15 protein-coding genes are annotated in these 15077 nt (G+C 42.6%); 14 read left to right on the top strand and 1 reads right to left on the bottom strand.

Going from position 1 to position 15077, the window contains the following annotated elements:
- The first annotated feature begins 12 nt into the window (after nt 1-12).
- From LFUMFP_RS05675 to budA, 3 genes are all read left to right on the top strand, one after another.
- Nucleotides 13-888, top strand: coding sequence for an aldose 1-epimerase family protein (locus LFUMFP_RS05675; protein ID WP_025083281.1), 876 nt, complete (start codon nt 13-15; stop codon nt 886-888).
- Nucleotides 889-1056: 168 nt separating this feature from the next.
- Nucleotides 1057-2739: an acetolactate synthase AlsS gene (gene alsS / locus LFUMFP_RS05670; RefSeq protein WP_106483236.1), complete on the top strand. Its 1683-nt coding sequence runs from the start codon at nt 1057-1059 to the stop codon at nt 2737-2739.
- Nucleotides 2740-2756: 17 nt separating this feature from the next.
- The gene (gene budA, locus LFUMFP_RS05665; protein WP_025083283.1) at nt 2757-3476 is read left to right on the top strand and encodes an acetolactate decarboxylase; all 720 of its coding nucleotides are present in this window, start codon (nt 2757-2759) and stop codon (nt 3474-3476) included.
- A 112-nt stretch (nt 3477-3588) separates the two neighbouring features.
- On the opposite strand, the gene LFUMFP_RS05660 is transcribed toward budA, so the two are convergent.
- Nucleotides 3589-4431, bottom strand: a complete 843-nt coding sequence (locus LFUMFP_RS05660) for a pyruvate, water dikinase regulatory protein (protein WP_025083284.1) — start codon at nt 4429-4431, stop codon at nt 3589-3591.
- A 208-nt stretch (nt 4432-4639) separates the two neighbouring features.
- On the opposite strand from LFUMFP_RS05660, the gene rpsU reads away from it, so the two are divergent.
- The 11 genes from rpsU to rpoD all read left to right on the top strand — a co-directional run bounded on the left by rpsU (nt 4640) and on the right by rpoD (nt 14914).
- Nucleotides 4640-4816, top strand: coding sequence for a 30S ribosomal protein S21 (gene rpsU / locus LFUMFP_RS05655; RefSeq protein ID WP_004270806.1), 177 nt, complete (start codon nt 4640-4642; stop codon nt 4814-4816).
- Between the two features lie 23 nt (nt 4817-4839).
- A complete protein-coding gene (locus tag LFUMFP_RS05650) occupies nt 4840-5283 on the top strand; it encodes a GatB/YqeY domain-containing protein (RefSeq protein WP_025083285.1) in 444 nt (147 codons plus the stop codon).
- A gap of 239 nt (nt 5284-5522) precedes the next feature.
- Nucleotides 5523-5999 (top strand): rRNA maturation RNase YbeY, encoded by a 477-nt coding sequence (gene ybeY / locus LFUMFP_RS05645; protein WP_025083286.1) that lies wholly within the window; start codon nt 5523-5525, stop codon nt 5997-5999.
- On the top strand, nt 5977-6378 hold the full coding sequence (locus LFUMFP_RS05640) for a diacylglycerol kinase family protein (protein WP_025083287.1): 402 nt from the start codon (nt 5977-5979) through the stop codon (nt 6376-6378). The genes ybeY and LFUMFP_RS05640 overlap by 23 nt, the downstream gene beginning before the upstream one ends.
- A 33-nt stretch (nt 6379-6411) precedes the next feature.
- Nucleotides 6412-7314, top strand: coding sequence for a GTPase Era (era, locus tag LFUMFP_RS05635; RefSeq protein ID WP_025083288.1), 903 nt, complete (start codon nt 6412-6414; stop codon nt 7312-7314).
- An 8-nt stretch (nt 7315-7322) separates the two neighbouring features.
- The gene (recO, locus tag LFUMFP_RS05630) at nt 7323-8141 is read left to right on the top strand and encodes a DNA repair protein RecO (RefSeq protein WP_106483235.1); all 819 of its coding nucleotides are present in this window, start codon (nt 7323-7325) and stop codon (nt 8139-8141) included.
- A gap of 239 nt (nt 8142-8380) precedes the next feature.
- Nucleotides 8381-9295 carry a glycine--tRNA ligase subunit alpha gene (glyQ, locus tag LFUMFP_RS05625; protein WP_025083290.1) on the top strand — a complete coding sequence of 305 codons (915 nt, stop codon included), beginning with the start codon at nt 8381-8383 and terminating at the stop codon, nt 9293-9295.
- Nucleotides 9288-11372, top strand: a complete 2085-nt coding sequence (glyS, locus tag LFUMFP_RS05620) for a glycine--tRNA ligase subunit beta (protein ID WP_025083291.1) — start codon at nt 9288-9290, stop codon at nt 11370-11372. Before glyQ ends, glyS begins: the two co-directional genes overlap by 8 nt.
- Before the next feature lie 20 nt (nt 11373-11392).
- Nucleotides 11393-11755 carry a DUF488 domain-containing protein gene (locus LFUMFP_RS05615; protein WP_106483234.1) on the top strand — a complete coding sequence of 121 codons (363 nt, stop codon included), beginning with the start codon at nt 11393-11395 and terminating at the stop codon, nt 11753-11755.
- Nucleotides 11756-11908: 153 nt separating this feature from the next.
- Complete coding sequence (gene dnaG / locus LFUMFP_RS05610) at nt 11909-13780, top strand: DNA primase (RefSeq protein WP_035439061.1); 1872 nt, start codon at nt 11909-11911, stop codon at nt 13778-13780.
- A 24-nt stretch (nt 13781-13804) separates the two neighbouring features.
- Complete coding sequence (gene rpoD / locus LFUMFP_RS05605; protein ID WP_025083293.1) at nt 13805-14914, top strand: RNA polymerase sigma factor RpoD; 1110 nt, start codon at nt 13805-13807, stop codon at nt 14912-14914.
- The last annotated feature ends 163 nt before the right edge of the window (nt 14915-15077 follow it).

Below are 15077 nucleotides of genomic sequence, written 5' to 3'. Positions count from 1 at the left end.
TGGTAGTTAATAATGGTCCAAATCGCAAATGAATTTTTAACCGTTGAAATTAATCCCCTCGGTGCTGAACTGACGAGTTTAAAAGGCAACGTATCAGGCTTGGAATATCTCTGGCAAGCAGATCCAGCTGTCTGGAAACGGCATGCGCCCGTTTTATTCCCGTTTGTTGGGCGTTCTAAAAACGATCAATATACGTATCAAGGCAAAACGTATCCAATGGGGCAACATGGTTTTGCCCGTGATCGTCAGTTTGAAGTTGAAGAAAGCGGTGATCAAAAAGCGGTTTTCTTGCTGAAATCAGATGAAGCCAGTTTAGCCATCTATCCGTTTGAATTTGAATTGCGGGTCAGCTATCAGGTTCAAGACATGCATTTAGTGGTTAATTACGATGTTAAGAATACAGCGACAACGGCCCCAATGTACTTTTCAATTGGCGGTCATCCGGGCTTTAAAGTGCCAATGACGGCCGATACGCAATTTGACGACTATTTTGTTGATTACCGTCCACAAAAATCGCGGGTTAAGATTCCATTGCAAGGGGCGTTCATTAATTTAAATGAACGGACTTTGGCACCAACCGATGTCGCAACCGATATCAGTCACGATCTTTTCAAAGATGATGCGATGATTTACGAATTAAAGGGCCAAGAAAACGTCTTTAGCATTCGTTCTGAAAAAACACCGCATGCAATCTCAATGAAGCTATCAGCACCGTTTATCGGTGTTTGGTCGCCACACCCAACAGAGGGCAATCTTGTTTGCCTTGAACCTTGGTGGGGGATTGCGGATGATGTTGCTGCAACCGGTGAATTATCTGAAAAGTTTGGTGTCAATCAATTAGCGCCACAAGCGACTTTTAATGCGAATTATGAAATTACGGTTAAATAGTTTGTGAATTTGTTCTAAAAGCAGTCCTTTTTTTAGGGCTGCTTTTTGTTTGTTTACGGGTTTTAAAGCATTTTCAAGTGTGAATTATTTGATTTCACAAACATCACTAGTTTTTAAAGAACTGGCGTGCTAAGATATTAGTAATCAACCAATAGACGGGGGCAAATTATGACTGAAGATAAAAAGTACTATGGTGCGGATGCAATTGTAGACAGTTTAGCCAATCATGAAATTGAATATGTTTTTGGAATTCCGGGTGCTAAAATTGATCGCGTGTTCGAGCGATTAGAACACCCAGTCAATCCGAAAGCACCTCGATTGATTTTGGCGCGCCATGAACAAAATGCGGCTTTTATGGCCGCTGGGATTGGCCGGATTACGGGAAAACCCGGCGTAGCGATTGCGACTTCTGGTCCGGGTGCCAGTAATTTAGCAACTGGGGTCGTCACGGCAACGGCTGAAGGCGATCCGATGATTGCGATTGCCGGCCAAGTCAAACGGGCTGATTTATTACGTTTAACGCATCAAAGTATGAAGAACGCAGCCTTATTCGCACCGATTACTAAATTTAGTGCAGAAGTCCAAGAACCAGAAAATTTATCCGAAGTGATCGCCAACGCTTATCAAGAAGCCGAATCGGCTAAACAAGGGGCGGCTTTTGTCAGCATTCCGCAAGATGTGACGGATTCAGAAGTCCATGCTAAAGTCATTAAACCGTTGATGGCCCCAAAACTCGGACCTGCTAGTCCGGTTGAAACCACTTTGTTGGCCCAACGGATTAAAGAAGCAAAATTACCGGTTCTGTTAGTTGGGATGCGGGCCTCTTCACCTGAAGTGACGGCGGCGATTCGCAACTTAATTGCAGAAACACATATTCCAGTTGTTGAAACCTTCCAAGCTGCCGGAATTATCTCACGTGATTTGGAAACTGATTTCTATGGTCGGGTCGGATTATTCCGGAATCAACCAGGGGATCAAATTTTGAAACGCAGCGATTTAGTGATTACAATTGGTTATGATCCGATTGAATACGAACCCCGTAACTGGAACGCTGAGAGTGACGCGAACATCATGGTGATTGATGACATGCGTGCTGAAATTGATCATAATTTCCAACCTGAAAAAGAATTGATTGGCGATATCGCCCAAACGCTCGATTTCTTATTGCCTTACATGAAAGGTTATCAATTATCTGATGACGTTCGGGAATATTTAGTGAAACAACATTCTGTGATTCATCAACGTGATGAGGCGCCAGTCGCATTAGCTGATAATCCACTAAGTCATCCGTTAAACATTGTGTCTGAATTACAAGCGCGGGTCACGGATGAAATGACCGTCACGGTTGATGTCGGAAGTCATTATATCTGGATGGCACGCCATTTCTGGAGTTACGAACCCCGTCACTTATTATTTAGTAACGGGATGCAAACCTTAGGGGTCGCGTTGCCTTGGGCGATTAGTGCGGCTTTAGTGCGGCCTAATACGCAGATTGTCTCGGTTTCCGGTGATGGTGGTTTCTTATTTTCAAGTCAAGAATTAGAAACAGCCGTTCGCTTGAATTTAAACATCGTGCACGTTATTTGGAATGATGGTTACTATGACATGGTTAAATTCCAAGAAGAGATGAAATATGGTCAATCGGCCGCGGTTAAATTTGGACCAGTTGATTTCGTTAAATATGCTGAAAGTTTTGGCGCAACCGGCTTGCGGGTCGATAATGCCACTGAATTAGGTGCGGTTTTAGATCAAGCTTTCGCAACTGACGGTCCAGTGATTGTCGATATTCCAGTTGATTACAAAGATAATCAATTATTAGGCCAAGCATTATTACCAGATCAATTAGTTTAATTGGGAGGTTCACGAACATGGCACACGATTCAACACGGGTTTATCAACACGGGACGTTAGCGTTACTCGTTCCTGGTTTATTTACGGGTACGCAATCCGTTCATGATTTATTACAACATGGTGATTTTGGGATTGGCACGGCGCACGGTTTAGCTGGCGAATTAATCGTATTAGATGGTCAAGCTTATCTCGTTGCTGGCACGGGTGACGTTCGCCCGGTCAAGACGACTGAAACGGTGCCGTTTGCGACGGTCCATTTTCAAGATGCGGCGTTAACGAGTCAAACCATTAGTGGCATCACTAAAATGGCTTTAGAACAACAATTGTTAAACCAAGCACCGCTTAAGAATTTATTTTTTGCGGTTAAAATCACGGGTCAATTCAAAAAGATGCATACGCGCGCGGTTGAAGCGCAGGTTGAACCTTATCCGAATCTAACGGCGGCCACCCGCGTCCAACCAGAATTTACGGCTGACATGGTTGAAGGGACGTTAGTCGGCTATTACGCACCAGCGTTATACCAAGGGGCGGCCGTTGCCGGTTATCATGTGCATTTCTTGAACACGGCGCATGATTTTGGCGGGCACGTGTTAGATTACGAAGTAGCGGACGCGCAATTAACGGTCCAACCGTTTGAAACGTTCGAACAACATTTCCCCAATCAAAATGCGGCTTTCTTAGAAACCGATTTTGATTTGCACGCCGTTAACGCGGATATTGAAGAAGCGGAACACTAAAAAATGAGTGTGTTGAGTTGCGGGTAGCAACTGAGCATTAACAGAAAATCCCCCCATTATCTTGATTTTAAGATAATGGGGGGATTTTAGGGTAAGTGGAAGTTGTTGTCATTTAATTAACGTGATCGACCGTTGAATCAGCGAAATCAAGGCCCATCTGTTCGAGAATAATAGTAGCCGTTTCTTCGATTGATCGGTTGGCTACATTGATGACTTGGCAGCCGATTTTATCGTAGAGGTCTTGGGCAAAGGCTAATTCAGCTTTAATTTCATCCATATCTGAATAGGTCGTGTCAGGATTTAAACCGTACGCAATCATCCGTTCGCGGCGAATGTTGTTCAAGACTTCGGGTGAATTCATCAAACCAATCACTTTTTTAGGATCGACATGCCAAATTTCATCCGGAATGTGCGCCTGAGGGACGATTGGTAAGTTAGCGACTTTGAGGTTCCGGTTCGCTAAGAATAACGACAACGGGGTCTTAGACGTTCTAGAAACACCTAATAACACGATGTCGGCCTCTAAGAAGCCTTTCGGATCTTTGCCATCATCGTACATGACGGCGAATTCCATCGCTGAAATCCGATCGAAATAGCGATCGTTTAAGTGGTGGAGGGCACCAGCTTCGCCAGAAGGTTGTAATTCAGTTTTGGCGGTAATTAATTTAGTGACCGGGGACATCATATCGAAACTAGCAATTTGGTTGGTTTGGCAATAGGTTTCAGCAATGTCAGCGAGTTCTTTAGTGGCTAGCGTATGGACGACAATCGTTTCGGTCGGGACAGCCTTGCTGAGCACATCCGTCAGCTTGTCGGCCGTGTGAATAAATGGAAAACGGACAATATCCGGTTTTAAATCTGGATATTGCGCCAAGGCTGCTTGCGCCAATTGTAAGGCAGTTTGACCAACTGAATCTGAAATTACAAAAAGCGTTAATGGCGTTGATTGTGTCATATTAAGACTCCTTTGAACATTTTTATAGCGTTATCATACCATAATCGGCTAAAAATAGAGAATAATTGAAAAAAGATTCAATTAATTAGCAATGAGTTATTGACCGTATTTTCAACATTCGCTATAATAGCTAAGAACGGTTTAACTCGTCGCAACTAGTTGTCATGATTAAACGGTTATACTTAGCACGCGAGGGGAGGGATATCATATGGGCAAGACAGTCGTTCGCAGTAACGAATCTCTAGATGATGCTCTTCGTCGCTTCAAGCGTTCCGTATCAAAAGCTGGTACTATACAAGAATATCGTAAACGTGAATTTTACGAGAAACCAAGTGTAAAACGTAAGTTGAAATCAGAAGCAGCAAGAAAACGTAAGAAATTCTAATTTCTCGTAAAGGAAATGATTGAATGAGTTTACTTGAACAATTAAATTCTGATTTGAAAACGGCGATGAAGGCCAAAGATAAGTTGCGGTTAACAGTTATTCGGAGTTTAAAATCCGCTTTAACTAATGCACAAATTAGTGCTGGGCAAGACTTATCTTCTGATGAAGAATTAAGCGTACTATCATCACAACTTAAGCAACGCAAAGAATCGCTACAAGAGTTTGAAAACGGTGATCGTGCAGATCTCGCGGATCAAACAAAAGCAGAGATTGAAATTGTGACTGCTTATCTACCAGAACAACTTGATGAAGCAGCGGTAACCGCCATTGTTGATGAAGCAATGAAGGCTACTGGGGCAACAGGTAAAGCTGATTTTGGTAAAGTGATGCAATATGTAATGCCGAAAGTTAAAGGACGTGCTGATGGCGCTTTGGTCAATCAAGTCGTTAAGTCAAAACTGAATTAATTTTTGGTAGGCCTCGAAAGAGGCCTATTTTTATTGTTTTTTACATAATGGCAGGGGGCCAACCTTTGAAACCCGATATTTAAAGTGAATTATGAGGGAAACTCGTGACGGATGAAGCCTTGCTATGATAGAATGAACGTAGTTTTCATTCTGTAGATAGTCATTTATTGGTTTGGGGTGCGTCAGATAATCAAAGGCGGCCCTATAAATTGAGAATAGAAGAAAGTGGGAATTTAGCAATGGATATTCAAATTGTTGATGAAACCAAACAAGTACCAGAAGCGCAAATTAAATTAGTGACTGATATTTTACAGTTTGCGGGTAAAGAATTAAAACTGGCTGATGACACAGAAATGTCAGTGACTTTTGTCACGAATAATCGGATTCAAGAGATTAATCGTGAATACCGAGACACTGATCGCGCGACCGATGTGATTAGTTTTGCGATTGAAGAAGATCCCGAAGGCGAAGGTCTACCAGCGAATTTCGAAGAATTATTCGATATTCCTAAGAATATTGGTGATTTGTTCGTCTCACCTGAAAAGGCGGCTGAACAAGCGAAAACCTATGGTCATTCTTATGAACGTGAATTGGGTTATACGATGGTCCACGGTTTCTTACACTTGAACGGCTATGACCATATTCACAGTGAAGACGAAGCCCAAATGATTCCATTGCAGGAGACTATCTTAGATGAATTCGGATTACAACGCTAAAAAACCGCAGACCACCAAGAATAAATCCTTTTACCAATCAGTCCGACACGCGTTAGTCGGCTTGGTGACCGGTTTTAAGGAAGAACTTAATTTACAGCGGGATTTAATGATGGCGGCTTTAGCGATTATTTTAGGGCTTATCTGTCGCTTGCACTACATCGATTGGCTGTTTCTGATTTTAGCCATTTTTATTGTATTATTAGCTGAATTCTGGAACACCGTTGTTGAACATTTCGTCGATTTGTTGGTTGAACACCAATTTAATCCGACCGCTAAAAAGATTAAAGACATCAGTGCCGCCAGCGTGTTATTGAGCGCGGTGTTGGCACTCGTGATTGGCGCCGTCGTTTTTGGCCACGCCGTATTAACTTATTTGTAAGACTAAACTATAGCAATAACTAAGGGGAACACTATGACAGATACTTATCGTTCAGGTTTTGTGGCAATTGTTGGCCGTCCGAATGTCGGTAAATCAACATTTATGAATCGCATGATTGGTGAAAAAATCGCCATCATGTCAGCTAAGGCGCAAACTACGCGGAATAAGATTCAAGGCATCTATACGGACGAAAACGCGCAAATCGTTTTTGTTGATACACCTGGGATTCACAAACCACACAATGAATTAGACGAATACATGGATCAAGCCGCTTTATCAACGTTTAATGAAGTGGATGCGATTCTATTCATGATCAGTGGTGTCGATAAAAAGGGCCCTGGTGATCAATATATTATGGATCAACTTAAAAACGTGAAAAAACCCGTTTATTTGGTGGTTAACAAGATTGATGCGATTCATCCGGACGACTTACTACCATTGATTGAACAATATCGTCATGAATTGGATTTTAAGGCCGTTTATCCGATTTCAGCACTAGAGGGCAATAATGTCCCAGAAATGTTGGCGGAACTCGAACAGACCTTACCAGAGGGCCCACAATACTATCCAGAAGATCAATTAACGGATCATCCAGAATATTTCGTCGTTGGCGAATTAATTCGTGAAAAGATTCTAGAATTAACCCATGAAGAAGTGCCACATTCTGTCGCCGTCGTGGTTGAACGAATGAACGAACGGGTCAATGATAAATTACAAATTGAAGCCACCATCGTCGTTGAACGTGACGGTCAAAAACGAATCGTCATCGGTCAAAAAGGTGCGATTATTAAAGCCGTAGGGATTCGTTCACGACGCGAAATTGAAGCGTTACTCGGTGAAAAGGTCAACTTAAAACTATGGGTTAAGATTCAAAAAAATTGGCGTGACAATAATCAATATTTACGTGAATTTGGTTATAACAAGAAACGTTTGTAGGCTAAACTATGGCTGAACATCGTTTCGAAGATTTTAACGGCCTCGTGATTTTTCGGCGGAACTACAAAGAAAAAGATATGTTGGTCAAGATTTTAACCGACCGTTTCGGTAAGAAGATGTTTTACTTACGCGGGGCCAACAGTCCGCGTTTTCGGATGGCGGCGGCAATTTTGCCGTTTACCAAAGCCGAATACGGTGGCGATATTCGCGATGATGGCTTGTCGTTTTTGAATAACGTGAAGTCGGCTAGTCAATTTCAAGCGATTAGTAATGACCTGTTCTTAAACGCTTATGCGACGTATATTTTGAATTTAATCGACGTCGCGTTTCCGGATAGCCAACCGCTGGGGTTTTGGTATGGTCGGATTGAACAAGCTCTGACGCTAATCGATGAGGGCTTTGACGCGGCGATGATTACTCACATTATCGAGATTCAACTGTTGCAAGTCTTCGGGGTTCAACCGCATCTCGAAAGTTGTGTCGTCTGTGGCCGCACCGATTTAGCGTTTGATTATTCGGAAAGCTATGGTGGTTTGTTGTGCCAGCGTCATTGGCATTTAGATCCGAATCGGCTGCACGCTAATTCACGCGCCATTTATTATTTACGCCTGTTTTCAGTGATTGATTTGTTCAAGATTCAATCGGTGACGGTTAAACCGGAAACTGAAGCGGCCTTGAAAGCGATTGTTGATCAGATTTATCAAAATTCAGTCGGTTTGGTCTTAAAAAGTAAACAATTTATCGATAAAATGTTTACTTTTGATAGTGCGATGCCGAAGTTAAAAAAAGTTGCACCAGAAATTGACAGGTCGTCTAAAGACGACTAAAATAGTAATCAACTTAATAGACGTTGAAGAAAAGGGTCTACTTGAACAAGCAAACAGTGATTCTAGGAGAGTGTGAACTAGGACGAGTTTCAAGTAGATTGGCATTTCGGAGTCATACCAATGAAGCAGCAGCTTTCTTTAAAGCTGAAGTAGGGTGGAACCGCGAGCAATCGTCCCTATGTGACTAACTGTCGCATAGGCTTTTTTTATGCGTAAAATGACGGAAAAGAGGAAGAAAAATGGTTAAAAAGCTTAATGTTCAAGAAATGATTTTAACCTTACAACGTTTTTGGTCTGACAAAGGCTGTATGTTAATGCAATCATATGATACTGAAAAAGGGGCCGGCACAATGAGCCCCTATACATTCCTACGGGCAATCGGACCAGAACCTTGGAATGCTGCTTACGTTGAACCCTCACGGCGGCCAGCTGATGGACGTTACGGTGAAAATCCAAACCGTTTATTCCAACATCATCAATTCCAAGTGGTCATGAAACCAGCACCATTAAATATTCAAGAATTCTATTTGGATAGTTTACGTGCGCTTGGAATCGATCCGTTAGAACATGATATCCGTTTCGTTGAAGATAACTGGGAGAACCCTTCAATGGGTTGTGCCGGTGTTGGTTGGGAAGTTTGGTTAGATGGCATGGAAGTCAGCCAGTTTACTTATTTCCAACAAGTCGGCGGTTTGGCTTGCAAACCCGTTACCAGTGAAATCACATATGGTGTTGAACGGTTGGCGTCATACATTCAAGATGTTGATAGTGTCTTTGATCTTGAATGGGGTAACGGCGTTTTATACGGCGATATCTTTAAAGAACCTGAATATGAACATTCTAAATATGCCTTTGAAAATAGTGATCAAGCGATGTTGCTTGAATTCTTTGATGATTATGAAAAAGAAGCCAAACGTTTAATCGACTTAGGCTTAGTACATCCGGCTTACGATTACGTTTTGAAATGTAGTCATGCGTTTAACTTATTGGACGCACGCGGGGCGGTTTCGGTCACTGAACGGGCCGGTTATTTATCCCGCATTCGACGGATGGCGCATTCAATTGCCCAAGCCTTTGTTGCTGAACGTGAAAAATTAGGCTTCCCATTATTAAAACATGCGCAAGAAAAGATGGAGGTAACTGATCATGACTAAACCCTTTTTATTAGAAATTGGTCTGGAAGAAATGCCAGCCCACGTTGTAATGCCTAGCATTCAACAATTGGAAAAACGGGTGCGTGCTTTCTTAACCGAACAACATCTTGAATTCGGCGCTTTAAAAACATATGCGACACCACGGCGTTTAGCGATTTTGATTGAAGATTTAGCTGAAAAACAAGCGGATATTCATGAAGAAGCTAAAGGTCCCGCCAAAAAAATCGCTTTAGATGCAGAAGGCAATTGGAGTAAAGCGGCCCAAGGGTTCGTTCGCGGTAAAGGTCTAACGACTGATGATATTACTTTTAAAGCATTAAAGGGCGTTGAATACGTCTACGTTGAAAAATCAATTATCGGCCAACCCGTTACTGAAATTTTGCCGGGGTTAAAAGACGTCTTAATGGCGATGACCTTCCCAACTAGAATGCATTGGGCTGATTATGATTTCGAATATATTCGGCCAATCCATTGGGTGATTGCTTTATTAGACGATCAATTGATTGATTTTAGTCTGCTAAACGTCACGACCGGTCGGACAACACAAGGTCACCGTTTCTTAGGCCAACCGGTGACCTTAGACCGGGCAACGGATTACGAAGCGGCATTAGAAGTGCAATTCGTCATCGCCGATGAAGCGAAACGTCAAGCAAAGATTAAAATGCAAATCGAAGCCATGGCGACTGCCAATCAATGGCAAGTTGATTTGGATGCCGATTTATTAGAAGAGGTCACCAACCTAGTTGAATGGCCAACTGCTTTTTATGGCCAATTTACGCCGAAATATTTGGAAATTCCTGAAGAAGTGCTGATCACTTCAATGAAGGATAACCAACGCTATTTCTACGCACGAAACCAATCGGGCGACTTATTGCCCATCTTTATCGGGGTTCGCAACGGTAACGAACAACATCTCGATAACGTGATTGCCGGTAATGAAAAAGTGTTAACCGCGCGTTTAGAAGATGCCGATTTCTTCTATCAAGAAGATCAAAAACAATCGATCGCGGACTACGTTGAACAATTAGCCAATGTGTCATTCCACGATAAAATTGGGAGTATGGCTGAAAAAATGCAACGAGTCGGGATTATTGCGCAATTCTTAGGCCAAAAATTTGGGCTATCAACGACCGAATTAACGGATTTACAACGCGCTAGCGATATTTACAAATTTGATTTAGTGACTGGCATGGTTGGCGAATTCCCCGAACTTCAAGGGGTTATGGGTGAAAAATACGCCTTACTTGAAGGTGAAACACCAGCGGTTGCCACGGCAATTCGTGAACATTACATGCCAATTAGTGCAGAAGGGGCGCTACCAACGACTAAAGTCGGCGCCGTTTTAGCGATTGCTGATAAGTTCGATAGCATTGCTGATTTCTTCGCCGTTGGGATGATTCCAAGCGGTTCAAACGATCCATACGCACTCCGTCGTCAAGCTTACGGGATTGTCCGAATCTTAGCCGCCCAAGATTGGCATTTTCCAATGGCGACTTATCAAACCGAATTAACGACGGCCATCAAGGCCAAGCAAGCTGGCTTCAAATTAGATTGGTTGAAGAATCGTCAAGCGATTGGTGAATTCTTAACGGATCGGGTTCGTCAACGCTTTAACGGGCTCCAACGTAAACCACGCCGCGATATCATCGACGCGGTCTTGAAGAATCAAAAGCAAGATCCAATCACGATGTTCCAAGCGGCCGATGTGTTGGATCAACATAAAGCTGATGCTGATTTTAAGGCCACGATTGAGGCCGTCACCCGTGTGTTGCGGTTAGCTGAAAAAGCTGATTTTGATCAAACCGATTTAACGGTTGATCCCGCATTGTTCGAAAACCAAGCTGAAAAAGACTTGTATGTTGCGGTTGAAGCATTGCGCGGACAAGTCGCTAATAATCCGCTTGAAGCCAACTATGCAGCCTTACAAAACTTGCGACCATTGATTGAAGCTTATTTTGAAGCGACGATGGTCATGGCTGACGATTTAACCGTTCGGAATAATCGTTTGAAACAATTATTGATTATTGCGCGGATTGCCTTTAGTTTAGGCGATTTAAACGAATTGATTGTTAAATAAATTAACAAGAAGATGATTGTATGTTACAGATGAAACGTGTTTATGAAGCCGCCAATCCGGCCGATGGCTATCGCATTTTGGTGGATCGACTTTGGCCGCGGGGTGTCGCTAAAACAACGGCGCAATTAGATGACTGGAATAAGGCGATTACGCCGACGACTGAATTACGCCGTTGGTTTGACCATGAACCCGCTAAGTTTTCGGCATTTAAAACCCGCTATTTAGCTGAAATTGCCGATAATCAGGCTTGGCCCGCATTTGAACAACAAATCCGCCAACAATTAGCGGTCGGCAACGTCACGTTGGTCTATGCTGCGAAGGATCCTGAATATAATCATGTGGTGATTTTATTAGCACTTTTAAAAAAGGTCCTTGACAGTTAGCTAAGATGTTTGCTATATTTGTTTGCAACTATATCTAAAACGTGCTATGCTGTATAGTGTATTTTTGTGCTGATAATCCGTAGAAGTCGCATTTCATTGTGAGGTGCGGCTTTTACAGTCTTAGGTACAATTTGATAATGTGAGGTGAGACCAATGGCGAGTAAGATTCCAGAAGAAGTTCTCGATGATATTCGGCGCCAAACCAATATTGTTGATGTTGTTGGTCAATATGTTCAATTAAAAAAAGCCGGCAAGAATTTATTCGGCACTTGTCCGTTTCATGACGAAAAGACGCCCTCGTTTTCAGTCAACGAGGAAAAACAGATTTTTCACTGTTTCTCGTGTGGCCGTGGGGGCAACGTCTTTAAATTCTTAATGGAAATGGAACAATTAAGTTTTCCAGAGGCGGTTGCTAAGGTCGCTGATTTCGTTGGTGCTGACCTGGCAAGTACTTTTCGACCCGTTCAAGGGAGTCGCGAATCTAGTGAAGTTGTGGCGCTTAAACAGCTTTATGAAGAAGCCAGTAAGTTATTTAAACATGTTTTAACGAGTACCGTTGCGGGTCAACCCGCGTTGGATTATCTACACCAACGGGATTTAACCGATTCGTTGATTGAAACCTTTGATATTGGTTTTTTACCGAATCAAGGTGATTTATTATTAACGTTCTTCCAAAATCGGGAGATTGACTATCAAACGTTACGTCAATCGGGTCTGTTTGTGGAAACGCAAACCGGTAAATTACATGATCGCTTCTCAGGACGGGTCATGTTTCCGATTCGGAACGCACAGGGTGCTGTTATTGCATTTTCGGGACGGGTTTTACAAGCGACACCGGATCAACCGAAGTATTTAAATAGTCCAGAGACGCCAATCTTTAATAAGCGCAAAGTGTTATTTAATTTCGATTTAGCGAAAGCAACGATTCATCAAGATAAGCGCGTTTATCTGTTTGAAGGCTTCATGGATGTGATTGCCGCGTATTCTGCGGGAATCCAAAACGGCGTCGCTTCGATGGGGACGAGTTTAACCAGTGAACAATTAAGTTTACTGACCCACCAAGCGCAAGAATTGGTCGTTTGCTATGATGGTGATCAGCCCGGGATTGAAGCGATGAAACGGGCGATTGGCTTGCTTGGTCAACATTCAACTTTGGAATTAGGGGTTGTCGTGTTGCCGAGTGGGGCTGATCCGGATGAATACGTGCGTCAATTCGGTGCGGAACAATTTCGCGAAACATTGCAAAAAGGGGTTGAAACACCGACCGCTTTTGAATTACGCTATTTAAAACAGGGGTTAAATTTAACCAATGAAAAAGATCAATTAGATTATGTGCAACAAGCTTTGGCCGTTGTGGCCCAAATTGATTCACCACTCGAAATCGAGGTCTATCTTAAGCAAATCGAAGAAACCAGCGGAATCACCATTGATACGTTGAAACGGCAATTACAGACGGTACGGGTTAAAAACGTCACCAGTCAACCGTTGCAACAATCAGTGCAACGCGGGGGTCCTGATAGCTATGATGAACCGCCAATGTTGGTCGATGAGGCAACCATGCCCGTTAATCGTGGGAATGCGCCGCAACAACGACAAGTCAAACGTCTATCGAAAATCGAGCACGCGGAACAAGAGATTTTACACATGCTGATGCGCCATGAAGATGTACGCCTACAGTTGGAGAACAACGCTGATTTTAGCTTTGTTCACACGCCGTATCAATTGATTTATGAATTGTGGCGCGCGTATTTAGACGAAGGACACGTTGCTGATATCGCGGGATTTACCACTTATATTCCGGATGATCTGCAAAGCTTGGTGATTCAAATCGACTTGTTGGCACTACCTGAAGAGGCTAATCAAGAAGCGTTAAACGATTGTTTATACGTGATTGGTCAAAATTCGGTTCAAGAACAATTAAAAATGGCAAAAATTGCTTTAAGTGAAGCGAGAAAATTGGGCAACCAGGATGAAGAATTCCGGTTAACTCTAGAAGTAATACGACTTATTGGGAAAATGCAATAAGTTATTTAATTAGGAGGTTTCTGCATGGCTGATAAGAAAAAAGCTGATACTAAGAAATTTGATACGGCGGTTAAAGCCTTAATTAAGGAATATAAACCAAAAAAAGAAATCACCAATGATGAATTGGTTGCTAAAATTGTGAAACCTTTTGCTTTAAAATCCAAAGAAACAAATGAGTTAATGCAAAAAGTAGAAGATCAAGGGATTAGTATTGTCGATGCAGACGGGAACCCTAGTGTCGCAACGCTCAAAAAAGAAAAAGTCTCCGCCAAAGAATTAAAAGATATGACAGCTCCGACTGGGATTAAGATTAATGATCCAGTCCGGATGTATTTGAAGGAAATTGGCCGTGTCTCTCTTTTGAATGCTGAACAAGAAGTTGAATTGGCGTTACGGATCGAAAAGGGCGAACAAGAAGCTAAGCAACGTTTGGCCGAAGCTAATTTACGATTAGTCGTTTCAATTGCGAAACGCTACGTCGGCCGTGGGATGCAATTCTTGGATTTAATCCAAGAAGGGAACATGGGCTTGATGAAAGCCGTTGAAAAATTTGATCACCGTAAAGGTTTCAAATTCTCAACTTACGCGACATGGTGGATTCGTCAGGCAATTACGCGTGCGATTGCCGATCAAGCTCGGACGATTCGGATTCCAGTCCACATGGTTGAAACGATTAATAAATTAATTCGGATTCAACGTCAATTACTCCAAGATTTAGGTCGCGAACCAACGCCTGAAGAAATTGGGGCTGAAATGGATATGAATACCGATAAGGTTCGTGAAATTTTAAAGATTGCGCAAGAACCTGTCTCACTTGAAACACCAATCGGGGAAGAGGACGACTCACACCTAGGTGATTTCATTGAAGATCAAGATGCAACGAGTCCTGAAGACCACGCTTCTTATGAATTGTTGAAAGAACAATTGGAAAGTGTCCTAGACACCTTAACGGATCGTGAAGAAAACGTCTTACGGTTACGTTTCGGGTTAGATGATGGTCGGACACGAACCCTTGAAGAAGTCGGTAAAGTCTTCGGCGTTACCCGTGAACGGATTCGTCAAATCGAAGCCAAAGCATTACGGAAATTACGCCACCCATCACGTTCAAAACAATTAAAAGACTTTTTAGAATAAATAGCTGCGACAGCACTCGGGTATCAATCGAGTACTAAACTGAAAATAACATTATCCAGTTTTTGGGGGTCTTTGTCAACTGGTGTTGGTGAACGATTCAAGTGAACGTTTTGGAAGTATCTGCCGATTAGACAGATGCTTCTTTTTTTAGGCTAATAGGCGT

Source organism: Latilactobacillus fuchuensis, assembly GCF_900258455.1.
GTDB classification, from domain to species: Bacteria; Bacillota; Bacilli; order Lactobacillales; family Lactobacillaceae; genus Latilactobacillus; species Latilactobacillus fuchuensis.
Note: the sequence above shows the minus strand (reverse complement) of the source record. Positions and strands in the feature narration are given on the sequence as shown.

Excerpts from the sequence above, each read along its gene's own strand:
- rpsU (WP_004270806.1), top strand. The coding sequence starts at position 4,640 with ATGGGCAAGACAGTCGTTCGCAGTAACGAATCTCTAGATGATGCTCTT.
- rpoD (WP_025083293.1), top strand. The coding sequence starts at position 13,805 with ATGGCTGATAAGAAAAAAGCTGATACTAAGAAATTTGATACGGCGGTT.
- LFUMFP_RS05650 (WP_025083285.1), top strand. The coding sequence starts at position 4,840 with ATGAGTTTACTTGAACAATTAAATTCTGATTTGAAAACGGCGATGAAG.
- budA (WP_025083283.1), top strand. The coding sequence starts at position 2,757 with ATGGCACACGATTCAACACGGGTTTATCAACACGGGACGTTAGCGTTA.
- LFUMFP_RS05615 (WP_106483234.1), top strand. The coding sequence starts at position 11,393 with ATGTTACAGATGAAACGTGTTTATGAAGCCGCCAATCCGGCCGATGGC.
- LFUMFP_RS05660 (WP_025083284.1), bottom strand. The coding sequence starts at position 4,431 with ATGACACAATCAACGCCATTAACGCTTTTTGTAATTTCAGATTCAGTT.
- era (WP_025083288.1), top strand. The coding sequence starts at position 6,412 with ATGACAGATACTTATCGTTCAGGTTTTGTGGCAATTGTTGGCCGTCCG.
- alsS (WP_106483236.1), top strand. The coding sequence starts at position 1,057 with ATGACTGAAGATAAAAAGTACTATGGTGCGGATGCAATTGTAGACAGT.
- glyS (WP_025083291.1), top strand. The coding sequence starts at position 9,288 with ATGACTAAACCCTTTTTATTAGAAATTGGTCTGGAAGAAATGCCAGCC.
- LFUMFP_RS05640 (WP_025083287.1), top strand. The coding sequence starts at position 5,977 with ATGAATTCGGATTACAACGCTAAAAAACCGCAGACCACCAAGAATAAA.
- LFUMFP_RS05675 (WP_025083281.1), top strand. The coding sequence starts at position 13 with ATGGTCCAAATCGCAAATGAATTTTTAACCGTTGAAATTAATCCCCTC.
- dnaG (WP_035439061.1), top strand. The coding sequence starts at position 11,909 with ATGGCGAGTAAGATTCCAGAAGAAGTTCTCGATGATATTCGGCGCCAA.
- ybeY (WP_025083286.1), top strand. The coding sequence starts at position 5,523 with ATGGATATTCAAATTGTTGATGAAACCAAACAAGTACCAGAAGCGCAA.
- recO (WP_106483235.1), top strand. The coding sequence starts at position 7,323 with ATGGCTGAACATCGTTTCGAAGATTTTAACGGCCTCGTGATTTTTCGG.
- glyQ (WP_025083290.1), top strand. The coding sequence starts at position 8,381 with ATGGTTAAAAAGCTTAATGTTCAAGAAATGATTTTAACCTTACAACGT.